This is a genomic window from Flavobacterium sp. (assembly GCF_036782315.1).
Taxonomy (GTDB): Bacteria; Bacteroidota; Bacteroidia; order Flavobacteriales; family Flavobacteriaceae; genus Flavobacterium.
In genome coordinates this window covers 253,432-276,056 of the sequence record NZ_DAIPZK010000002.1, presented here as the reverse complement: position 1 = coordinate 276,056, position 22,625 = coordinate 253,432, and the positions used below count along the sequence as shown (strand labels likewise).

18 protein-coding genes are annotated in these 22,625 nt (G+C 30.2%); 12 read left to right on the top strand and 6 right to left on the bottom strand.

Annotated features, from left to right (window positions below; translation table 11 throughout):
- Nucleotide 1: 1 nt before the first annotated feature.
- From V7P59_RS03095 to V7P59_RS03040, 12 genes are all read left to right on the top strand, one after another.
- Nucleotides 2-820, top strand: a complete 819-nt coding sequence (locus V7P59_RS03095; protein ID WP_333808712.1) for a polysaccharide pyruvyl transferase family protein — start codon at nt 2-4, stop codon at nt 818-820.
- Between the two features lies 1 nt (nt 821).
- The gene (locus tag V7P59_RS03090) at nt 822-2,306 is read left to right on the top strand and encodes a hypothetical protein (RefSeq protein WP_333808710.1); all 1,485 of its coding nucleotides are present in this window, start codon (nt 822-824) and stop codon (nt 2,304-2,306) included.
- A 63-nt stretch (nt 2,307-2,369) separates the two neighbouring features.
- Complete coding sequence (locus V7P59_RS03085; protein WP_333808708.1) at nt 2,370-3,767, top strand: UDP-glycosyltransferase; 1,398 nt, start codon at nt 2,370-2,372, stop codon at nt 3,765-3,767.
- A 1-nt stretch (nt 3,768) separates the two neighbouring features.
- Nucleotides 3,769-5,202 carry an MBOAT family O-acyltransferase gene (locus tag V7P59_RS03080; protein WP_333808705.1) on the top strand — a complete coding sequence of 478 codons (1,434 nt, stop codon included), beginning with the start codon at nt 3,769-3,771 and terminating at the stop codon, nt 5,200-5,202.
- Complete coding sequence (locus V7P59_RS03075; protein ID WP_333808703.1) at nt 5,202-6,080, top strand: hypothetical protein; 879 nt, start codon at nt 5,202-5,204, stop codon at nt 6,078-6,080. The genes V7P59_RS03080 and V7P59_RS03075 overlap by 1 nt, the downstream gene beginning before the upstream one ends.
- Nucleotides 6,081-6,083: 3 nt before the next feature.
- Entirely contained in the window at nt 6,084-7,511 is a 1,428-nt protein-coding gene (locus V7P59_RS03070) for an MBOAT family O-acyltransferase (RefSeq protein WP_333808701.1), read from the top strand.
- On the top strand, nt 7,511-8,392 hold the full coding sequence (locus tag V7P59_RS03065) for a hypothetical protein (protein ID WP_333808699.1): 882 nt from the start codon (nt 7,511-7,513) through the stop codon (nt 8,390-8,392). The genes V7P59_RS03070 and V7P59_RS03065 overlap by 1 nt, the downstream gene beginning before the upstream one ends.
- 3 nt (nt 8,393-8,395) lie before the next feature.
- Complete coding sequence (locus V7P59_RS03060) at nt 8,396-9,541, top strand: glycosyltransferase family 4 protein (RefSeq protein WP_333808697.1); 1,146 nt, start codon at nt 8,396-8,398, stop codon at nt 9,539-9,541.
- 4 nt (nt 9,542-9,545) lie between these two features.
- Nucleotides 9,546-11,087, top strand: coding sequence for a glycosyltransferase family 2 protein (locus V7P59_RS03055; RefSeq protein WP_333808695.1), 1,542 nt, complete (start codon nt 9,546-9,548; stop codon nt 11,085-11,087).
- Between the two features lies 1 nt (nt 11,088).
- Nucleotides 11,089-12,081, top strand: a complete 993-nt coding sequence (locus V7P59_RS03050) for a glycosyltransferase family 2 protein (protein WP_333808693.1) — start codon at nt 11,089-11,091, stop codon at nt 12,079-12,081.
- A complete protein-coding gene (locus V7P59_RS03045) occupies nt 12,081-13,097 on the top strand; it encodes an ATPase (RefSeq protein WP_333808691.1) in 1,017 nt (338 codons plus the stop codon). Before V7P59_RS03050 ends, V7P59_RS03045 begins: the two co-directional genes overlap by 1 nt.
- Nucleotides 13,098-13,230: 133 nt before the next feature.
- Nucleotides 13,231-13,950 carry an FkbM family methyltransferase gene (locus V7P59_RS03040; RefSeq protein ID WP_333808689.1) on the top strand — a complete coding sequence of 240 codons (720 nt, stop codon included), beginning with the start codon at nt 13,231-13,233 and terminating at the stop codon, nt 13,948-13,950.
- Between the two features lie 9 nt (nt 13,951-13,959).
- On the opposite strand, the gene V7P59_RS03035 is transcribed toward V7P59_RS03040, so the two are convergent.
- From V7P59_RS03035 to V7P59_RS03010, 6 genes are all read right to left on the bottom strand, one after another.
- On the bottom strand, nt 13,960-14,343 hold the full coding sequence (locus tag V7P59_RS03035) for a response regulator (protein WP_333808687.1): 384 nt from the start codon (nt 14,341-14,343) through the stop codon (nt 13,960-13,962).
- Nucleotides 14,344-14,360: 17 nt separating this feature from the next.
- Nucleotides 14,361-15,323, bottom strand: a complete 963-nt coding sequence (locus V7P59_RS03030) for a response regulator (RefSeq protein ID WP_333808685.1) — start codon at nt 15,321-15,323, stop codon at nt 14,361-14,363.
- A gap of 1 nt (nt 15,324) precedes the next feature.
- On the bottom strand, nt 15,325-15,750 hold the full coding sequence (locus V7P59_RS03025; RefSeq protein WP_333808683.1) for a response regulator: 426 nt from the start codon (nt 15,748-15,750) through the stop codon (nt 15,325-15,327).
- A 120-nt stretch (nt 15,751-15,870) separates the two neighbouring features.
- A complete protein-coding gene (locus V7P59_RS03020; protein WP_333808681.1) occupies nt 15,871-16,812 on the bottom strand; it encodes a sensor histidine kinase in 942 nt (313 codons plus the stop codon).
- 3 nt (nt 16,813-16,815) lie between these two features.
- Nucleotides 16,816-18,420 (bottom strand): ATP-binding protein, encoded by a 1,605-nt coding sequence (locus tag V7P59_RS03015; protein ID WP_333808679.1) that lies wholly within the window; start codon nt 18,418-18,420, stop codon nt 16,816-16,818.
- Nucleotides 18,398-22,435 carry a PAS domain-containing protein gene (locus tag V7P59_RS03010; RefSeq protein ID WP_333808677.1) on the bottom strand — a complete coding sequence of 1,346 codons (4,038 nt, stop codon included), beginning with the start codon at nt 22,433-22,435 and terminating at the stop codon, nt 18,398-18,400. The genes V7P59_RS03015 and V7P59_RS03010 overlap by 23 nt, the downstream gene beginning before the upstream one ends.
- Nucleotides 22,436-22,625 lie beyond the last annotated feature (190 nt).

Below are 22,625 nucleotides of genomic sequence, written 5' to 3'. Positions count from 1 at the left end.
TATGTTTAAAAATACTATCCGACTATTTTGGTGGAACGAAAAAATTATCCAAGGCAAATCCAAAGAAAATTATGGAGATGTCTTGGGTAAATTTTTAGTGGAAAAAATATCGGGTAAAAAAGTGGTTTTTGCTTGGCCTAAAAAGTTTTCTTTTTTAGATTTTTTCTCCCCCATTTATGTAACTATTGGAAGCATTTTAGCTAATGTAAATCACAAATGTATTGTTTGGGGAAGTGGCATTATTAATAAGGAAATCAAAATTAAAAATGCTAAGTTTTTAGCCGTTCGTGGTCCTCAAACCCGAAAGTATTTAATGGATTTGGGCTATGAAGTGCCTGAGGTTTATGGTGATCCTGCTTTGTTATTACCTCGCTATTTTAATCCAAAAGTAGAAAAGAAATATCAATATGGCATCGTTCCGCATTACAACGATTATAAAGTAGTAGAGAAGTGGTTTGAAAATAGACCCGACATTCATTTAATAGATATGATGACTAATGATATTGAGTCTAAAACAATTGAATTTTTGCAATGTGAGAAGATTATTTCTTCTTCTTTACACGGTGTAATAATTGCGCATACTTATGGAATTCCAGCTGTCTGGCAAAAATTTTCAGATAAAGTTTTTGGTGATGATATCAAATATCAAGATTATATGGAATCGGTTCAAATTCCATTTTATCATCCTGAAATAAAAACAGAAGCCTACACTAATGATGAAATGAACAACTTATTTGATCAATATGTTTCATTGCCAAATCTTCAAGTGTTAGAAGATTTAAGAAATGGATTAATGCAAATTTGTCCTTTTAAAAATTGATATGAATAGCATCTGTTCCCAAGACGAAATAAAAAAAATCATTCTTTATATTGAAGAAAAATGGCCGGTTGAAAAATGGGAAATTAATCATATCAAAATATGGCCTTATCTCCGAATTAAACTGTACATTCATCTTTTAATGATGATGAATAAAAAGATAAAAAAAGAGGAAATAACTTCTGATGTTAAACAACCTTCTAGTTCAAAAAAAACGATATTTTCTAAGCTGATTCTAATTTTTTCTTCTTTTTTTAAGTTGAACTTTTTCTTCTTTAGTTTAAAAAAGAAATCACATTTATTATTCGGTTCACACATTCATAGGGTAAAGCAAAACGGACTTTATTTTAATCGATTTTATGATTCTTTAGTGGATATTCACCATCTTAAAAATGAGGTTTATAATGTAGAATATCAAAAAGTTTATCCTAATACTTTTAATAAAGAAGCTGTTATTTCTTTAGAACAAGAAGTAAGAAATTATAAGAATTTATTAAAGTTTAAAGAAAAGTTTATGCATAAAAACGATAGTATTTCTTTAGAAAATTATGATGATTTTTATGCTTATTTAAAGCAATTGCCTATTCGATTGGATTTGTTGCGATTCTCCGTTTCGGATTTGAAAAACTGGTCTAGAAGAGTTGTTGCTTTGCAACCTTTCTTTAGAAGATTTTACAAGAAGACACAACCTAAAACAGTTGTTTTTTTAGGTTTTTATGGTTATGACGATTTGTATGCAGCTCTTTTGACCGCAAATCAAATGGGAATAAAAACGATTGATTTTCAACACGGTCCACAAACTAATATTCATATGGTTTTTTCAGCATGGACTAAATTTCCATCAGATGGATATGCTTTATTGCCTAAAGAATTTTGGAATTGGGATGAATTCTCAAAAATAAATATTGAAAAATGGTGTGCAAAAAATCATAGTATTGCAACAGTGGTAGGACAGCCTTTCGTTAATTATTGGTTGAAACATAATCCTTTTGAAAGAAGCGAGAGCAACACTATTATTTACAGTTTGCAAACGTTTCCTTTTGAAATTCAAGATATGTTAACGCCTAAAATTATTCAATTAATTAAGGATTTACCCTATCAGTGGATATTGCGATTGCATCCTAGAAATTACATCAAAATAGAAGAAATTAAAGTGTTTTTAATTCAAAATCAAATTGAAGATAAAGCAATCATTCAAAGTTCTATTGATGAAACGCCATTGCCAAAAGCATTACTTTCTTCAATTGTTCATATAACCAATTTTTCAGGTTGTTTAATTGAAGCGCATTTGTTAGGTGTTCCCACTATATTGATTAATAATATTGGTAAAGAAATGTTTTCTCAGTATATAGATGGTAAATTGGTTTACTATTTTAATCCAGAAGAAGAGCGATTTTTAAATGATGTTGCTTCGTGTATTCACAATTTAAAAAGTTCAAATCGAATGGAATCTATCAAAGAATATCCTAATCCATTTCTAAATACGTAGTAATTAAGTTCTTAATTTCTTTTTGGAAATACTATATTTGCCCTCTATTTAATGAATTTGAAAATGAGTAAAAAAGCCTTTATTTTTTTACCTGATGGTGTTGGTTTGCGTAATTTCGCTTTAACCAATTTTAATGCTATAGGTACAGCTTTAGGATATGAAATTGTGTATTGGAATAATACGCCTTTTAAAATAAAAGAAGAATTAGGATATGATGAGGTAAACATAACAAATCATCAATTGCATCCTTGGACTACCGTATATACTCGTGCTAGAAAGCGGTGCGAGTTAAATGTTTTTGATAAAAAGTTCAACGAAACGGTTTACAATACTTATAATTTTCCACAATCTTATAAAGGAATAAAAAATATCATCAAAAGTTTAAATGTCGATTTTTTAGTAGCTACAAAATCTACTGAAAAAGGAGTAGAGAGCATTCGAGCTAAAATTAAAAAGTTAGAACGAAGTACGTCTAAATACGAATACTGTAAAAAGCAACTACTAGAGCATAAACCCGATATTGTTTTTTGTACAAACCCTCGACCTACTCAAGCCATTGCGCCTATTTTAGCGGCTCAAGATTTAGGAATTCCAACGGCTTCTTTTATTTTTTCATGGGATAATTTACCAAAAGCTACCACGTTAATTGAACCCGATTTTTATTTTGTGTGGAGCGATTACATGAAGAAGGAATTGCTTCAATATTGCCCGTATGTAAAACCTGATCAGGTTTTTGTAACAGGAACACCTCAATTTGAAAGTCATTTCGATACGAGTTTGTTACAAACCAAAGACGATTTTTATACGACACATAATTTAGATCCAGAAAAAAAATACATTTGTTTTTCAGGTGACGATATAGTAACATCACCATTAGATCAATATTATCTAGAAGATTTAGCGATTTCTGTTCGTGAATTAAACGAACAAGGCTATAACTTAGGTATTATTTACAGAAAATGTCCAGTAGATTTTACTGATAGATATGATGCCATTTTAAAACAATATCAAGATGTTATTGTTTCTATTGATCCTTTATGGAGACCTGTAGGAACGAGTTGGAGTGAGATTATGCCAACCAAAGAAGATTTTGCTTTACAAGCAAATATTTGTCATCATACTGAATTTGTTGGAAATATAGCATCTTCCATGGTGTTTGATTTTGTTGCTCATGATAAATCGTGCTTGTTTTTTGATTACGAACAACCGCAATTACAAAAAGGAATTCGAGATATCGGGCAAAATTACAAGTACATTCATTTTCGTTCAATGCCAAAAAAAGAAGCTGCCTTGTTTGTTTATGATAAAAAAGAATTGACTTCAATTGTAAAAGACATTTTAGATGGAAAACTATCCAATGTTCCTGTGGGAAAAAAATGGTTTGATGTAGTGGTGGGAACTGAACCCACAAGAGCTTCGGAGAAAATTTGGAATATGATTAACAGTATTGTAAAAAAATAATATGTTTTTCAACTCCTTATCCTTTGCGATATTTTTACCAATAGTTTTTTTACTGTATTGGTTCGTGTTTAATAAAAACAAAACCACTCAAAATGCAGTATTAATTATTGCGAGTTATTATTTTTATTCGTGTTGGGATTGGCGTTTTTTGTTTTTGTTGGTGTTTTCTACTTTGTTGGATTACTTCAGTGCCATCATGATGGAAAATAGTACGTCCGACAAAAAGCGTAAGTTTTGGTTGTGGTTAACTATTGGAATTAACTTGGGATTTTTAGGGGTTTTTAAATATTACGATTTCTTTGCCCAATCGTTTGCTGATTTATTAAATGGTTTCGGATTTCAAACGAATCCCATTTTATTAAAATTAATACTTCCTGTTGGGATATCCTTTTATACGTTTCATGGTTTGTCTTATGTAATTGATATTTATTACAAACGCATTACTGCCGAACGCAATTTTATAGATTATTCACTTTTTGTAAGTTACTTTCCGCTTTTAGTAGCTGGACCAATTGAAAGAGCTACCCATTTATTACCACAAGTAAAAATCAAACGCCATTTTAATTTTGAAAAAGCCAAAGAAGGAGTTTATCAAATTATTTGGGGATTGGTTAAAAAAGTAGTCATTGCGGATAGTTGTGCTACGTATGCCAATGCCGTTTTTGATAATTACGAATCCATGAATTCTTTATCTTTAATCTTAGGAGCTGTTTATTTCGCTTTTCAAATTTATGGTGATTTTTCAGGGTATTCCGATATTGCGTTGGGCACTTCCAAATTGTTTGGAATTGATTTATTAAAGAATTTCAATTATCCCTATTTCTCGAGAGATATTGCGGAATTTTGGCGCCGTTGGCACATTTCGTTGTCATCTTGGTTCCGAGATTATTTGTATATTCCATTAGGTGGAAGTCAAGGAGGAATGTGGATGAAAGTGCGAAATACCTTCATTATTTTCTTGGTGAGTGGGTTTTGGCATGGAGCCAACTGGACGTTTATTGTTTGGGGATTGTTGAATGCCATTTATTTCTTGCCTTTGTTGTTGCAAAATAAGAATCGTTCCCATTTGGGTGACATCGAAATGGGTTGGGATTTCAATAGTGTAAAAACTATTTTGAATATTTTGGGAACTTTTGTGTTAACTACTATTGCTTGGATTTTCTTTAGAGCTAAATCGATTTCAGAGGCGTTTGGTTACATTCAAAAAATGGTTACCGATTTCCATTTTAAAGCACAATATTTAAATAACGAACGTTATAGTTTTGAATTACTACTTTTAGTATTGGTTTTTGTTACGGTAGAATGGTTTAATCGTTCTAAAGTAGAACCTTTGTCGGGAAAAGCGAGTTGGGTAAAAGTAACGTTAGCAATTATGGCGTTATTGGCTTTAGGTGTGTATTCCGATTATAAAGAATTTATTTATTTTCAATTCTAATGAAACAGTTTTTAGTCTTTATCGGAAAAATTTTGTTAGTGCTTTTGCTCTCAGCTTTTGCATTGGATTTTATTTACACCACTGTTTTTGCCCAATCTGAAAGCCGTAATAAAGTAGAAAATGTAATCAATTCGAAACCGCAAAAATATGATCTTATTATTTTAGGAACCTCAAGAGCGAATAATCATTTTGTGTCCGAATTGTTTGAAAAAGAAGGTCTGAAAACTTTTAATTACGGTATGAGTGGCGCTCATTTGTTTGAAACTTCTCTAATGTTAAAAATACTGGTAGAACGCGGTTGGAAAATCAAAAACGTCATTGTGGAAACGGATTTAAATCTGTCCAACGAAAAACGCGATGATGGTACATTCGGACGTTTTATGCCTTTCATGCATTCATCTAATACCATTACTGACCATTTTAAAAACGAACCTGATTTTACCCAATTGTATTATGTGCCGTTTTATCGTTACATACAATTTGACGCTAAAGTAGGTTTTAGAGCTTGGTATAAAACCTTGATAAGCGAACCTACTAATACTTTGGACAATAAAGGCTATTATCCGCTTGGATTTAATCCGAAAGCCAATATGAAAAATAATATTGAAAGTTTAGTGCCTTTACGTAACCGTTATTTCGAAGAAATTAAGCAAATTTGTAAAGTAAATGGTATCAATTTGATAGCAGTAACAACTCCTATGTGTTCAAATGTAAAAGGAATGGACTACTTTAAAAAAGTAAAAGCTTTGTATCCTGAAATTAAGGAATACGAGCATGTTGTAGAAGGTGATGAATATTTTTCTTCTTGCGGACATTTGAATGATAAAGGAGCAAGGTTGTTCACAGCTAAAATTATTGAAGATTTATTTAAAAAATAGTACATGCTTTTTAATTCGACCGCATTTTTACTTTTTCTACCCACGGTTTTTTTCTTGTATTGGTTTGTATTTAAAAATCAATTGCGAGCACAAAATGTATTGTTGTTGGTAGCTAGTTATATTTTCTATGGTTGGTGGGATTGGCGTTTTTTATCCTTAATTATTGCGAGTACCTTTTTAGATTATTTTGTTGCTTTAGCGCTTCAAAAGAGTGAAAATTCCTCCAAGAGAAAAGTTTTATTAGCAATGAGCCTTCTTGGAAATTTAGGAATGTTAGGTTTTTTTAAATACTATAATTTCTTTGTTACAAGTTGGGTAGAAGCTTGGTCAAGCGTAGGAATTACGATGGAAGCTAGTACTTTAAATGTTATACTACCTGTTGGAATCTCGTTTTATACTTTTCAAACGTTGAGTTATACTATTGATGTGTATCGAAATGAAATGCAACCGACCAAAAGTTTTATTGATTTTGCTGCTTTTGTTACCTTTTTTCCACAATTAGTGGCTGGACCTATTGAAAGAGCTTCGCATTTATTGCCTCAGTTTTACAGACACAGAATATTTCACTATCAAAATGCGGTTGAGGGTGTTAAATTGATTGTTTGGGGTATGTTTAAAAAAGTGGTAGTTGCGGATAATTGTGCTTTTTTTGTGAACAAGATTTTTGAAAATCCCGAGGCTTTTTCTAGTGGGGAATTGTTTGTAGGGATGGTGTTCTTTGCTTTTCAAATTTACGGTGATTTTTCGGGTTACTCTGATATCGCAATTGGAATATCAAAACTTTTCGGATTTGATTTAATGGTCAATTTCAAGTTTCCGTATTTCTCAAGAGATATTGCGGAATTTTGGCGTCGTTGGCATATTTCCTTATCTACTTGGTTTCGCGATTATATTTATATTCCGCTTGGTGGTTCAAAAGGAACACAGTGGTTTCAAATTCGAAACGTAATGATTATCTTTTTAGTCAGTGGTTTTTGGCACGGAGCCAATTGGACTTATATAGTTTGGGGGTTATTTCACGCTTTGATGTTTCTACCTTTATTACTATTTAATGTAAATAGAAGTCATTTGATAACCAAATCGTATGGCTGGCTCGATTTTGCTAAAATAGGATTTACTTTTTTTGTGGTTTGTATTGGCTGGGTATTTTTTAGAGCGGATTCTATTGCCAATGCTTTTCAGTATTTAGCTCAACTATTTGAAATGAAAAGTTTAGGATTATCTTTGTTTTATAAAACCAATGCCAATTTGATGATTTTTGTTTTAAGCGTTTTGGCTGTTGGAATTTTATCATTGCAAGAATTGATTTGGGTCATCAAAAAAAGAGAATTGCCTAAAATTTCTGCTTTTGGTGCTTTACTTTTAGTACTTCTAATTTTCTTTATGGGAAGTTTTAAAAATCAAATGGACTTTATTTATTTCCAATTCTAATGAAAAAGTTTCTTATTAAAATTACGCTTTATACTTTTTTCATTCTTTTGATTGGAAATGGAATTGCTTTACTATCTCTATATGTTTTAGGGAAATCACAGTTGTATAAAAATCAGTTTGTAAAAAATGGAGTTGCAGCAAATCATTTTGATTATGTAGTTTTAGGTTCAAGTACTGGATTAACTACATTAGACACGAAATTAATCGATAAAACATTGAATATTTCCGGATTAAACATAAGTATGGACGATACTTCTTTGAGTTCGCATTATTTGATGTTGCAGTACTTTCTTTCTTTGGGAAAAACTACAAATCAATTGATTTTGTGTGTTACACCTGGAGATTTGCAAAATCCAGTAAATGAATTAAATAATAATGATTATCGTTTTTTAACGGAGGTTCAAGATACTTTGATTTATAATTATTATAATCGATTGGAACAAAAAGGATTAAAAGTACTTACTTATTCTCGATATTTTCCATTGTTAGGAGTTAGTTATTATAATAATGAAATTTTTTATCCTTCTTTGTTTGCATTGCTACAACCTACTAAACGAAATCGATTTGATGATAAGGGAAATTACACGTATCCACAAATTGAAAATAATATCGAAAAAGGAGCTATTCGTAATGTTGAAACTAAGTATGTAAATCCTTCTTTTTTAAAAATAAGAAAACTTTGTAAAGAGAAAAAAATTGAATTAGTTGTCTATCAGTCTCCAATTCACAGAACTAATGTTATTTTTCCAAGTCCAAAAGATTTTAAAATAATCAATCATTCCAGTATTTTACCAGAAGAATTGTTTTACGATAACATTCACGTGAATAGTAAAGGCAGAACTTTTTGTACTTTAGCCTTTTGTAAAGAATTTAAACCCTAACTCATGCATATTGCTTTTTTAACTCCAGAATATCCACATTTAAAAATAAAACATGCAGGTGGTTTGGGCACCAGTATTAAAAACTTGGTGGTGGCTTTGGTTGCAAAAGGGGTAAAGGTAACGGTATTTATCTACGGTCAACCAAAATCGGAAGTTTTTGAAGAAAATGGAATTGTTTTTCATTTGATTTCAGATAAAAAATATCAATTAGGTAAGTGGTTTTTTTATAGAAAATACCTCCAAAATTATATCAATTCAGTAGTTAAGAAAGAAAAAATAGAGGTAATTGAAGCGCCAGATTGGACAGGCGTTACTGCTTTTATGAATTTTACGGTTCCATTAGTAATTCGTTTTCACGGAAGTGATACTTATTTTTGTCATATCGAAAACAGAAAACAGAAGTTTAAAAATCGGTTGTTTGAAACCTTAGCGATAAGAAAGGCAAAAGGGTTTATTGCTCCAACAAAATATGCAGGTGAAGTTTCGGCGGAACTTTTTGGATTGCACAAAGAGCAGGTAAAAACTATTCATTACGGCTTGGATTTAACTCAATTCGATAACGAACACCCAGAACGTTTTGAAAAAGGACTTATTTTGTACATTGGAACTATCATAAGAAAAAAAGGTGTTTTTGAATTGCCTGACATTTTCCACAAAGTAAGAAATCAGTTTCCAGAAGCTAAGTTGGTTTTAATTGGAGGCGATTCTGGAGATGTAACCACAGGAAGTAAATCTACTTGGGAATTAGTCAAGCAACAGTTTCCTGAACAGGATTTGGAACAAGTTTCTTATTTAGGCAAAATACCTTATTCAGAAGTGCAAGAATACATTAAAAAAGCGAATGTTTGTGTTTTTCCCACTTATGCAGAAACTCTTGGAATGGTTACTATCGAATCGATGGCAATGAAAAAAGTGGTGGTAAATAGTAACATTGGTTGGGCAAAAGAATTAATGGAAGAAGGAAAAAGTGGCTTTTTAGTGCATCCAGCTAATCATGAGGAGTTTGCTCAAAAAATAAGCACAATTTTAAGCGATACAGATTGTAATACCAAAATGGGTAATGAAGCTAGATTATATGTTGAAGCTCATTTTGACATTACTAAAAAAGTAGTAGAAAATATTAATTACTATCAGCATTTGATTAAGTAAAACAATGAAACTAACTTTTGTACATGATTTTAAAAAGGTTACAGCAATTTATCAAGATTTCGCTGTGGTTTCATCGTTTGATTCTTCTAAAAATATTCAGGAATTACTTTTTGAGTTTGCGAAACAGTTTCCAATGGCTCAATTAATATGGGTACACGAATCGTTAGTAAATCAAGTAAATCATAATTGGATTGAAAATAATATTACAAGTAAAGTAATTTATTTCTATAATCCATCTGAAACGGAATTTTTATCGGATAAGATGGGTTATGTAGAGCCTTCTCCTTTTATAAAAATTAATAAAAAAGTTTGCTTTGCAAGTTGGCAAGCAAGTATTTTTATAGGAACTATTTTGGCTCAAGATTTTGTGAGTTTCGGAAGTCGATTCATCAAGGATGGTTTTAGTTTTGGTTATTTCTTAACCCTTATGGCAAAAATTGGTCATAGAAATGGATTACGAACGTATTCCAACCCTAATTTGCTTCATAAAGTAAAGACAGTAAATTCGCATATTGGAACTACAAAAGAACTTTTTCATTTGACAGCTCAATATTATGGATTTACAAAGTGTCTACAGTTGTTTTTATTGTTTGTTTTGTATGAAAAACAATTACCAATCGTATCATTACTAAGTGTGATTTCGGTTAAGCGAATTGCTTTTGATCCAAGTGCTATAACAGAGCAAGAAATTTCAAATGTAGATTTTTCAGAAGTAACTTTAGATGTATTGATTCCGACTATTGGTAGAAAAAAATATTTGTATGATGTGCTTTGTGATTTAAGAGCGCAAACTAAAATTCCAAATCGCATCATCATTGTAGAGCAAAATCCGCTTGAAAATAGTCAGTCAGAGTTGGATTATTTGAAGAATGAAGTTTGGCCATTTGAAATAATTCATCATTTTATTCATCAAACAGGTGCTTGTAATGCAAGAAATATTGCTTTGAAGGAAGTAAAAAGTGATTGGGTATTTTTTGCTGATGATGATATTAAACTAACATCAACTTTTATTGAAGAAAGTTTTACAACCATTTTAAAAACTACTGAAAAAGCATTTACTTTAGCTTGCTTTAGACCTAATGAAGTTCCTGTTTTTAATCACCTAATGCATTGGGATACTTTTGGTTCTGGATGCAGTATTGTAAAAAGAGAAGCATTAGAAGGTTTGCAATTTGATATGCGTTTTGAAAATGGTTTTGGAGAGGATGCCGATTTTGGTATGCAATTACGTAATAAAGGTTTTGATGTTATCTATTTGCCACAGCCTCAAATTTTACATTTAAAAGCACCTGTTGGGGGATTTAGAGTAAAACCTATTTTCCCTTGGCAAGATGAACAATTTCAACCTAAACCTTCGCCAACGGTCATGTTATTTAAAAAGATGTATCATACCAAGGAGCAAATTTTAGGTTATAAGTTAAATTTATTTTTAAAATACTATAAAAATCAGTCGATAAAAAATCCGTTTAACTATTACAAAACCATGCAAAAGCAATGGGAAGTAAGTGAAAAATGGGCTGAAAAATTAAAAATGCAATCAAAATAAAATGGTATTTACTTTAATCATTTGTACGTATAAACGTTCGCAACCTCTATTGAAGCTTTTGCTTTCGGTACAGCATCAAACGTTGTATCCAAATGAGATTTTGATTGTTGATGGTTCACCCGATGATTTCACTAAGGAAATGCTGACTCAAAATTCGTTTCAAGATTTGAAGTATTTCAAAGTAGATGAAGAAGATAGGGGTTTAACGAAACAACGAAATTATGGTATTGCAAGAGTCCAGAAAGCAAGTGAAATAGTTTGTTTTTTAGATGATGATACGGTTTTGGAACCTGAATATTTTAAAGAAATTATCAAAACTTACAAGTTATTTCCTGAAGCATTAGGTGTTGGGGGCTATATTACGAATGAAACTAATTGGACAAAAACAACTTCAGATTATCAGCCAAAAGTAAATGAGTTTTATTACGATGGATGGAAAAGAAAAGATGGTTCCCGATTTGTTTGGCGAAAAAAATTAGGCTTAGATAGTAATCGTCCACCAGGTTGTTTGCCTGAGTTTTCTCACGGAAGAAGTATCGGTTTTTTACCGCCTTCAGGGAAAATTTACGAAGTAGAGCAACTTATGGGAGGTGTTTCTTCTTTTCGAAAATCGGTTTTTAAGGAATTTCAGTTTTCTACTTATTTTGAAGGATATGGTTTGTATGAAGATGCTGATTTTACGCTACGATTATCAAAAGTTGGAAAATTATATATTAATACCAATGCGCAACTAGGACACTATCATGATGCCTCAGGAAGACCAAATAAATATGATTATGGGAAAATGGTCGTGCGAAATGGGTATTATGTTTGGCGAGTGAAATATCCAAATCCGTCCTTTAGAGCGAAAATAAAATGGCATTTGATTACTTTGTTATTAACCGTTATACGATTTACGAATGTTGCTACCACATCCAAAAGAAAAGAAGCATTCACGGAAACTTTAGGGCGAATTTCAGGATGGGTCACTTTATTTTTTAATCCTCCACTATAATGTTGTATTTACTTAAAAAGAAAATCAATCGAAAACTTAAGGAGTTTAGAGAAAACTACCAACATGTTCGTTTTTACAACGGAACAGAGGAAGTGTTGTTTTTAAGTTTAAAGCGAAATACAAAAGTAAGAACCTATTTAAATCTTATTTTCAGGTTGCAACAACATTATAAAAAACCTATTGTAATTGAGTTTTCGTTATTCCGTTATTTTGTATTGGTTAAGTGGTTCAAGGAACTGGATTTTATTTATTTCTCAAAACCATTTCAAAAACCTAAGATATATCGTTTGTTTTCGCATCAAAAAAATGCCGATTTCCAAGTAAATTTCAATTATAAAAAGGTTTATACTACTGATGCCTATGTAAAAGAGGCCTTACCTTACATTATGCATCCTCGTAATTATTTAATTCCAGAGCCAAGTTTGCTTGAGAAAAAAGTGGGAATTGTTATAAGTGGCAATTTTGAAGCTAAAATATACGATTCAGATGTGATTACTAAAAATTTTCAACTAATAAATCGATGGCAGATTTATAGCGAAATTATTAAACACAAAGCTGTAGTAACGGTTACTGGAACAGAGTTTAAAGAACAATTAGAATCTAGTATTTACAAGAATTCATTTGTAGTAATGAAGTGGCAACAAGGTGCTATTCCTTCCGAAGAGTGGCGTCATTACTTATCATCGGCTAAGTTTTTATTTTGTGCGCCTGGAATGACAATGCCTATGTGTCATAATGTAATAGAAGCGATGTCAGTAGGAGTAGTGCCGATTATTAATTATCAAAATTGGTTAAATCCGAGTTTGGTGAATGAAATAAATGCGTTACTTTACCAATCTGAAGCAAGTATTTCTCAAGTTATTGATAAAGCTTTACAAATGAATGATTCAGAATACTTTGAGCTTCAAAAGAATGTAAAGGATTATTACGAAACGTATTATAAGAATTATGATTTTGAAGCTAATAGATTTCAACCTTTAATTTTATTAAATGAAGATGCTAAAGACCTTGTCTAAAAAATGTAAATATGTTATTAAGAGGTATCAATCTTTTAAAACGAATCCTTTAACTAAGTCAAATCCAATTTGGGCTCTAATAAAGTATTTGTATATTAATTTTTTGCTTTATGTTTTAAAGAAAGAAGTTACAATGACTTATTTGAATGGTATAAAAGCCAAAGTTAAAAAAGGTGATGGTATCGTAGGAAATTATCATTCAGGGTTACATGAAGCTGCGGATTCTCTTTTTTTGATGTATTTATTGAGAGAAGGAGATTCTTTTTTAGATATTGGTGCTAATGTTGGACATTATACTTTACTTGCTGGTTTGTATTCAAATTGTAAAGTTACTGCAATTGAACCTATCCCTTCAACTTTTGATAGATTAGTAAACAATATAAAACTCAATAAATGGAAATATGAGCCAGAGTTGTTAAATATAGGTCTGTCTAATGAATCAGGAGAACTAGTTTTTACTAATCAGCAATTCACTACGAATAAAGTCTCGACAAGTGGATACGGAATTAAAGTTACAGTTAAGACTTTAGATGAAATATGTTCTCAATATGCTCCCGATTTTATAAAAATTGATGTTGAAGGGTATGAGTGGTTTGTATTAAATGGTGGATTAAATACCTTGTCAAGCCCTAATCTCAAGTTGATTCTTATAGAGTTAAACGAATCAGGAAAGAATTTTAATATTCAAGACGAACAAATTATTCAACTATTAAAAGATAAAGGCTTTTTGCCTTATGTTTTTAATCTTGAAACGAAAACTTTTGCAGCGATTGATTTTAAAAATACCAAACAGTTTAATACTTTATTCATTAAAGATTTAGATTTTGTTATTAATAGAATTAAATCTGTATAAAGCTTATTTCTATAAATCATTCTTGTCTTTTATTTCTTTTAAAGCGTCTTTGCTAATAGGTTTTGTGAGGTATTTTTCAATAAGTAGGTATTGGGTGGCTTTGTCCATGTCTACTTTGTTAATTGAAGAAGTTAAGATAAAAATGTAGGTGTTTATTTTTTTGACAAAAGGATCAATTTCATTTAAGAATTCCCATCCGTTCATGTGGGGCATGTTGATATCGAGGAAAATGAAGTAGTTTTCTTCTTCGTTATATTGCTCTTTAAAAAACACAAAGGCTTCTTTTCCGTTACTAAAAGTGGTTATTTCTTCTGTAACATGAATAAGTTCCAAATTCTTTTTTAAAATCAATATGGAAACAGGATCATCGTCTACAATTAAAATATGTTTCATAAGCAAAGAGTTTTAGCTTATAGATCATGTGTTTTGTTAACTATATCATTGATTATCTTTTCTAATTCTGTGGCTGATTGATTTAAATGTGTCAGTAATTCTTTATTATTAAAGTTTTCTGTGTCGTTAATGATACTTATTAATCCTAAAATATTTGCTAAAGGAGCTCTTACAATATGCGATTGTATCCAAGCAATATCTCTTAATTTGATATTTTGATTTTCTATTTCGTTTAGATGTTCAATACTTTTGGTAATGTCATTACTCACCATAATAATAGCTTCTTTACCATTGTGAATAATTTTGTTATATTTTACCTCAGTAATGATTTCGTCTTTATTTTTTTTAAAATGTGTTTGTTTTATAATGGTTTCGTGACTATCAAAATCGATTTCATTATCGTCAAAAATTGTTTGGATCGATTGGTTTATTAATTCTTCTTTTTTAAAATCATACAATTCTTCGCAGGCTTTGTTTACATCTAAAATATGAAGTGTTTCGGCATCGATTACAAAAATGGGTTGCGGGCTTAATTGAAATAAATCGGTGTATAGTTGTTCGGATTCTTTTATTTTTATAATATTTTTGAAACGTTCTATGTTGTAAACAATACTTTTATATAGATTAACACTGTTTAATTCGTCTTTTAAGAGATAATCTGAAGCTCCAAGCGCTATAGCTTTTAAGGCAAAAGAAAAATCAGAATATCCGGTTAATACTACCACTGGGATATTTCCAGCAAGTTGTAATACTTCATCTACTAGTTCGGTACCACTTTTATCAGGTAATGATAGGTCTAAAAAAATTATATCAAAATTATTGATGTTTTCTGGTGCCATTTCTTGCAATTGACTAAAGCGCTCAAAATGGGTTACATGCGGTTCATAAATTCTTTCATTTAAGTATTCTTCTAAAAGAAAAAAATCGCCTAAGTTGTCTTCAATAACAATAATATTATAATTTTTCTCGTCTTTAATCATATTATTTACTAAATGGTAACTTACAGGTGTTAAACCAAAAATTACCTAAAGAATTAATGGTTTCAAAGAATTCATTAATATCTGCAGGTTTTGTTATAAAACAATTTGCGTTATTTTCATACGCTAAATTAATATCATTCACTGCTGAAGAAGTGGTTAAAATTGCTACTGGAATATGTCTTGTTTTCTCGTTTTCTTTAATTTTTTTTAGCACTTCATGACCATTAAGTAAAGGTAAATTGATGTCTAATAGAATAAGGGTAGGCAGTTCTGATTGATTGTGTTCTTCGAATAAAATAGTAATAGCTTCTTTTCCATTTCTTGCTACCTGAATATCTGTTTTAAAATCACATTCTTCAAAAGCTTCCGAAGTAAGCACAATGTCACCTTCATTATCTTCAACAAGTAATATTTGATTCTTTTTCATAATAAGGGTAGTTTTTTCGTTGTTTGTTTGATATAAAGATACTTTTTTTTTTTAAATGTTGTACTAAAAATTCGACAATTAACGTTTTTTTTAGGTTGAAATATGAGTAAAATTTTGATTTTAAGTTATTTGTGTTTTTAATCTTTTAGGTATAGTGAAATAAAAATTGCTTCCTTCATTTGGGTTGGAGGTGAGTCCTATTTTACCTTCTAAAATTTCAACAGCCTTTTTTGAGATTGGTAATCCCATTCCTACTCCTTTATTTTCGCTATTAGAATTTAAGCGTTGAAAGAGTTGGAATATTTTTTCATTATAGTCGGGATGAATGCCAATGCCATTATCGGAGCAAGTAAAAGTCCAATTGCTCTCATCTTCAGAACAAGTTATGGTTACTTTTAGTTTATGATTTTCTTTTTTATATTTTATGGCGTTGTCTATTAGATTTTTAAAAATAAGATAGATTAAATTTTCATCGGTTTTTATAATGGGAAGTTTTTGAATAGTAAATGTTGTATTTTCATTTACTATTGATTCATCATAGTCATCCAATATACTTTCTACTGTTTTGTTTAAGTCTACATTCGTTATTGTAATTTTTTTTCCAATTCGCGTGTATTCTTGAAGGTTTAAAATATTTTGCCTCATGTAATAGGCTCCATTTATAGCAAATTGTATATACTTAAGTCCTTTTTCATCTAACGACTTTTTGTATTTTTTTTCTAAGTTGGTTAAAAAACTAATAATAATTCTGTTAGGTTCTTGAAGGTCATGTGAAGCTAAGAAGAAAAAGTTTTCTAATTCTTTATTTGATTTTTCTAGTTCAAGAGATTTTTCTTTGAGTTCATTTATTTTTTGTCGGATGGCCGAATTGTGTCGTTTAAGTAAAATGAAAAGCAAAATACCTGTTGAAATAATGAAAAAAGTTCCTTTTATCGATTGAAAATGGGTTATTTGATTTTGAACATTTTTTGTAATAAATAACAATACAAAATGATCACTTAAGAATATCCAAGTTATTCCTATTATGATATAAAGTAATGTTATCTTTAGTTCTGATTTCATATTTTATTCTTTTGGAATTGTAAAATAGAATGTACTTCCTTCGTTAATTTTAGATTCTACCCAAATAGCTCCGTTTAAACTTTCTACTATTTTTTTTACAATAGCTAAACCTAATCCGCTTCCTTTATCTCCTTCTCGGGTATGCAGCCTTTGAAAAAGCACAAATATTTTTTCTAGGTATTCGTTTTCTATTCCAATGCCATTATCTTCCACTGCAAAAGTGATGTTGCTCTCGGTTTCGTTCACCACTTTTATTTTAATAACTGGAGCAACGTCTAATTTAGAATATTTGAATGCATTACTTATTAAGTTTTGAAATATCTGAATAATAGGAGATTTATAGGTAAAAATTGTTGGTAATTCTTCATAAATCAATTTTCCATGAGGATATTCAATTTTATAATACACATCAATTTCATTGATGATTTCGTTAAGGTTAATGCTTTCTTTTTTATCCGTATATTTTCCTACTCTCGAAAATTCTAAAATATCAAGTATAATGTTTTTCATTCTTTTCGCACCATCCACTGCAAAAAAGATGTATTTTTTTCCTTTTTCATCTAAAATATCATTGTATTTTTTTTCTAATTGTGTTAAGAAACTAGTAATCATTCGCAATGGTTCTTGTAAGTCGTGCGAAATGATATAGGCAAAGTATTCTAGTTCTTTATTAACCGTGGTTAATTCTTTTGCTCTAGTTTTTAACTCGAGGTTTAATTTTTCTAAATCGGCTGTTTTCTTATCTACTAAAGTTTCTAATTTTATAGGTTCTTCCACTAGTTTTCGTAAATATAAAGCTATCATTAAGCTTAAAATAATTCCGTAAATTAGAAACTCGACAGATTTACTTAAATATTGAGGATTTTTTAGTTTAACATATAAGTACCAATTGCCCGATGATAGATAGGTTTTGTGAATTATTCCTTTTTTGAAATCGGCATTATTATTAAAAAATTTTAATCCATTTAAATCGGTTTCTTTTTGAACGATTTGATATTCAAAGTTTTTTGTTGCGCCTGATTTGTTGAGGTGCATTGCTTTTAAAAGCGTTTCTGTTTTAATAACAACTGCTGAAAATCCCCAAAAAGTATTGTTTTTATAAATAGGCTCTCTACCTACAATTCCTCTTCCTCCTTGGATGAGATTTATGGGGCCTTCAAATACTATTCGGTTTTGTTTTATGGCTTCATCTGCTGCATTTTTATGGTCTTTATTTGTTGTGATATTATAGCCGATTGTTTTTTCATTTCCTTTCAGAGGGTAGGTCTTATAAATTTCATAACCTTTTACTAATTGTATAGCATCAACTGATTTGTTTTTTTTCAGAAGGTTTTCAGCTATGGATTCAAATTCTGTTTCTTCAAGATCTTTAGCTGCAATAAAACCCATTATTTTTACCACATTTGAACTGTAGTTTATGGTGTTTTCTAATTGATTTTTAATATAAAAAGATTCTTCTTTTACTTGTAAAATCTCATTGCTATGTTCAATGTTGTAGATTCTATAAGTAAGAAAAATGCTAATCATTAGCAGGATAAAGAAGGATATAATGGCAAACTGATTTGGCCAATAATCTAAGCTTTGATTAATTTTTTTTAGTAGGTTCATTTTTTGGTAGCGTAAAATAGAATGTAGATCCTTTATTGACTTCAGATTCAACCCAGATGATTCCATTTAAATTTTCAATAAGTTTTTTTACTATGGCTAGCCCCATACCATTGCCACTGTATTCTTTTTTGGTATGGAGTCTTTGGAAAATGATGAATATTTTGTTTAGATATTCTTTTTCAATTCCAATGCCATTGTCCTCAATTTTGAAGAGCCAATTTTTTTCATTTTCTGTAACGGTTAAATTAATAATTGGGGGATTGTTCAGTTTTTGATATTTTAATGCATTGCCAATTAAATTATGAAAGATTTGAACTAGTGGAGATTTAGCTGATATAATATTAGGTAAATTTGAATAGGAAATAATTGCCTTTGTTTCTTCTATTTTTTTACTATTCATTTTCAGTACTTCATCTACTATTTTATTTAAATCGATACTTTCATTTTCTTCTTCTATTTTGCCAATTTTAGAATATTCTAAAATATCTAAAATGATGTTTCGCATTCGGTAAGCTCCATCAACAGCAAAATCAATGTATTGCTTTCCTCTTTCGTCTAGCTTGTCGTTATATTTTTTCTCTAATTGTGTTAAAAAACTGGTTACCATTCGTAATGGTTCTTGTAAATCATGTGAGGCTATGTAGGCAAATTGCTCCAGCTCTTGATTGGATTTAATTAATGCATTGGTTTGTGCCTCTAATTTTTTATTTAAAATTCGCAGTGCGTCTTCTTGTTCTTTTCTATGGGTTAAGTCTTGTAACGCTCCAACTATTCTTATGGCACTACCAGATTCATTTCTTATGATTACTCCATTATTTGCAATATATGCATAATTACCATCGGCTTTTTTATACCAATATTCTTTTTTCCAATTTTCTTTTTTTGGATTGTTAATGGTTTCAAGAAGCGAATTAATAACTTCATCTGCTTGCTCTGGTTTTACCCTTGATTTAATAAGGTCGAGTATGTATTCATTGGTGTTGTAAATAAAGCTCGGCAATTTATGACCAAAAGATTTATAAAATCCTTCTCCTCTATATAAGGACATTTTTTCTAAATCCCAATCCCAAATGGCGTCATTTGTAGCAGCTGTTGATTTTTCAAAACGATCATTTGAAGCAATTAAAGCAAATTCATTTTTTTTATTAGTTGTGATGTCTTTATAATAAATAGACAAACCACTTTTTGAAGGATATGCAGTTACATCTAACCAAACATTAAGACGCTCAAAAAAGTCTTGGAAATTTATTGTTTTTTGCGTTAACATTGCTTTTTTGTAATTGTCTTCATAAATAGTTCCAATTAAATGTGGAAATACTTCCCAGAAATTTTTATCTAGTATTTCTTCTCTTTTTAGGCCTATAATGCTTTCAGATTTATTATTCCAATATTTTACAATCCAGTTTATATCTAAAGAAATGAAGGCGTCATCAATACTCTCCAGGATGTTATTTTTTTCTTTTAAAGATTTTTCAAGTTCTAAACTAGTAATTCTTCTTTGAATTGTTGTAGCTAAATTATAAGTAATGTTTGATAAGAAATTGATTTCGCTATTAGTCCATACTCTTTCTTTATGGCAATCATCAAATCCTATAAAACCATAAAATTTATTATTAACAAATATAGGTAGTACTAAAAACGATTTAATGCCTTGAGATTTAATGTTTTCTTTGAGTTTTCCTTCTGGCAAATCGGATAAATTTGCTTTGAATAACTGTCCCTTTAATAATGGAGAAAAGAATAATTCAAATTCTTGAAGTGGAATATTTTGTAAATCAGGATTGTTAATTTGTGATTTCACGCCATTTTTTACCCATTCCATTTTTTGGCTGCATGTTTCTTCTTCTACTTTGTTTGAATTGTTATCCACTTCAAAGAAATAGATTCGATCTACATCAATTGTATAGCCCGTAATTTGGAACACATTACTTAATGATTCGTGCCAATCATTTGCATGTATTAATTCTGTAACCACATTGGTTATAGAAGACAAGAAAATATTTTTTTGTGCTAACTCAATTTCGTTATTTTTTTGTTTGGTTATGTTTTGAATACTACCAAGCGTTTTTATTTGTTGATTAGTATCATTAAATTCAGCCTTTCCAATGCATCGTACCCATTTTGTGCTCTGGTTAGTGGTTATAATTCTAAACTCAATATCAAAATTTTCTCCTCTATTGATGAGATTGTTAAAAGCATTTTTAGTTTTCTTTTTGTCATCGGTATGGGTGAAACTCAATAAATATTTTAGATTTATTTCGATATCCTCTTTTATTTCTAAAATATCTCTAACGACTTTAGAAATGAACAGCTTTTTATTTTTAGATGTGTTTTCGAATTCCCAACTTCCTATTTCGGCTAATTTAGCGGTTTCTCTAAATAAATTTTGAAGTTCTGTGATGTCGGTGATATTTCTACCATAGGCAAATGAAGTATTTTCTTCGCCAAATATTTCAGAAGAACTCCATGCAATCCATTTGTATTCGCCATTTTTAGTGCGGTATCGATTGATGAAGTTGTCTGCTTTTCTTTTACCTGAGATGGTTTCAATATATTCTGATTCGGTTTCTTTTAAATCATCCGGATGTAAAAAGTATGTATAGGGATTACTTGTTAATTCTTCTGATGTATACCCCAATAGTTCGCAAAAGGCGGGATTTACTTTAGTGAAATATCCTCTAGAGTTTACCGTTGCAATAATGTCGGGTGCACTTTCAAACATTAGAATGTGCATATCTTCTTGTTTTTTTCTATGGATTTCAGCTCCTAAGAATTCACTTAAAGATAGATAGGGTTCAATTTTGAGTGCATCAAGTGTTAAGTCTTCTTTAGAAAAAAGGAGCAAGGCACCATTGCAATCTGTATTATTAAATAAAGGAATACCAAGAATAGATTTTACACCAATTTCATAAGCACTGGATGCTCTAAGGAATTTTTTCTCTATTTCTTTGGTTTTCCAAAGTTGGTGTTTTTTAGTTTCCCAAACAGTTCCGGGTAATCCTTCCCCTTTTGCGAACTTTACGTGGTCTTTCGTTTTAACATAGAAATCTTCTACGGCTTTATTTTTCGCATTCCATTCTTTTAAGTAAATGTTGTTTTTACAGGAATCTAAAAGCCAAATTTCAGTAGTTAAAAAATCATCATAGTGGGTTAGGAAATTTAGGATGTCTTTTAAAATTTCTTGCTTTTTTTTGTTAGCTTTAAAAAACAATGAAATTTGATTTTGGATTTTTTTCTGAATTTCAAGTACTTTTTTTAATGAAGTGTCTTTTAGCATACCAATCATTTTAATGGGTATGCCTTCACTATTTCGTATTAAAAGAGCAGTTTCTTCTACATACGCATAGGTATTGTCTTTTCTTTTAAATCGAAACTCTTTAATCCATTTGTTTTTAGTTTTGTCTTTTAAAAATGATTCCCAATCGTTTTTATGTTTTTCATCATCTAATGGATGCATTAATTTTGCCCAATCTTTCAATCTAAAAGTTGAGTCAGATGTATCATAGCCAAAAATTTTATTAAAACCTTCCCCCCAAGTAAATACATCTTTTTGAATGTCCCATTCATAAATAACATCTTCTGTAATTTTGTTTAAAAGTTCGAATTTTTCTGAAGTTTCCACAAATTCTGTAATATCTTGAAAAATCCCCACAACTTTTATAGGCTTTTGGTTTTCATCTTTGATTACTTTACCAGAAGAAATAATGTGTTTTATGTTGTTTTTTTGAGTTATAAATCTCTTTTTTACTCTATACTCCGTCCCTTTTTCAATGGCTTGTTGTATTTTTTTAATAACTAGTTCTCTATCATCTGGATGAACAGCTTCTAATTCAATACTAGTGTTTATTTTTTTAGCACTAGGTTCTCTTTCTAGAATTTCATAGACACCATTTGACCAAAACAATTCGTTTGTTTCAAGGTCTAATTCCCAAGTACCTGTTTTTGCGATTACTTCAGTTTGATTGATTATTGAATGTTCAATCGTTTCGCTTTTGACATTGTATTTTTCTAACATAACATTTGTGATAGTACAGCGGGTTAAATTATCCAATAGTTAGTAAGGGTGGATTTTTAAGCTAAGGTAAATTTACAAAAAAAGTTTTACAAAAAACAAGGTTGGATATTAATATGAAACGATTTTTATTTTTTGTAAGTCTTTGTTTTACAGGTTATTTTAACATGTGTTGTTTAAAGTAACACTTATT

Bases quoted from the DNA above. Each gene is read 5' to 3' on its own strand.
- V7P59_RS03095 (WP_333808712.1), top strand. From the start codon at position 2: ATGTTTAAAAATACTATCCGACTATTTTGGTGGAACGAAAAAATTATC.
- V7P59_RS03090 (WP_333808710.1), top strand. From the start codon at position 822: ATGAATAGCATCTGTTCCCAAGACGAAATAAAAAAAATCATTCTTTAT.
- V7P59_RS03085 (WP_333808708.1), top strand. From the start codon at position 2,370: ATGAGTAAAAAAGCCTTTATTTTTTTACCTGATGGTGTTGGTTTGCGT.
- V7P59_RS03080 (WP_333808705.1), top strand. From the start codon at position 3,769: ATGTTTTTCAACTCCTTATCCTTTGCGATATTTTTACCAATAGTTTTT.
- V7P59_RS03075 (WP_333808703.1), top strand. From the start codon at position 5,202: ATGAAACAGTTTTTAGTCTTTATCGGAAAAATTTTGTTAGTGCTTTTG.
- V7P59_RS03070 (WP_333808701.1), top strand. From the start codon at position 6,084: ATGCTTTTTAATTCGACCGCATTTTTACTTTTTCTACCCACGGTTTTT.
- V7P59_RS03065 (WP_333808699.1), top strand. From the start codon at position 7,511: ATGAAAAAGTTTCTTATTAAAATTACGCTTTATACTTTTTTCATTCTT.
- V7P59_RS03060 (WP_333808697.1), top strand. From the start codon at position 8,396: ATGCATATTGCTTTTTTAACTCCAGAATATCCACATTTAAAAATAAAA.
- V7P59_RS03055 (WP_333808695.1), top strand. From the start codon at position 9,546: ATGAAACTAACTTTTGTACATGATTTTAAAAAGGTTACAGCAATTTAT.
- V7P59_RS03050 (WP_333808693.1), top strand. From the start codon at position 11,089: ATGGTATTTACTTTAATCATTTGTACGTATAAACGTTCGCAACCTCTA.
- V7P59_RS03045 (WP_333808691.1), top strand. From the start codon at position 12,081: ATGTTGTATTTACTTAAAAAGAAAATCAATCGAAAACTTAAGGAGTTT.
- V7P59_RS03040 (WP_333808689.1), top strand. From the start codon at position 13,231: ATGACTTATTTGAATGGTATAAAAGCCAAAGTTAAAAAAGGTGATGGT.
- V7P59_RS03035 (WP_333808687.1), bottom strand. From the start codon at position 14,343: ATGAAACATATTTTAATTGTAGACGATGATCCTGTTTCCATATTGATT.
- V7P59_RS03030 (WP_333808685.1), bottom strand. From the start codon at position 15,323: ATGATTAAAGACGAGAAAAATTATAATATTATTGTTATTGAAGACAAC.
- V7P59_RS03025 (WP_333808683.1), bottom strand. From the start codon at position 15,750: ATGAAAAAGAATCAAATATTACTTGTTGAAGATAATGAAGGTGACATT.
- V7P59_RS03020 (WP_333808681.1), bottom strand. From the start codon at position 16,812: ATGAAATCAGAACTAAAGATAACATTACTTTATATCATAATAGGAATA.
- V7P59_RS03015 (WP_333808679.1), bottom strand. From the start codon at position 18,420: ATGAACCTACTAAAAAAAATTAATCAAAGCTTAGATTATTGGCCAAAT.
- V7P59_RS03010 (WP_333808677.1), bottom strand. From the start codon at position 22,435: ATGTTAGAAAAATACAATGTCAAAAGCGAAACGATTGAACATTCAATA.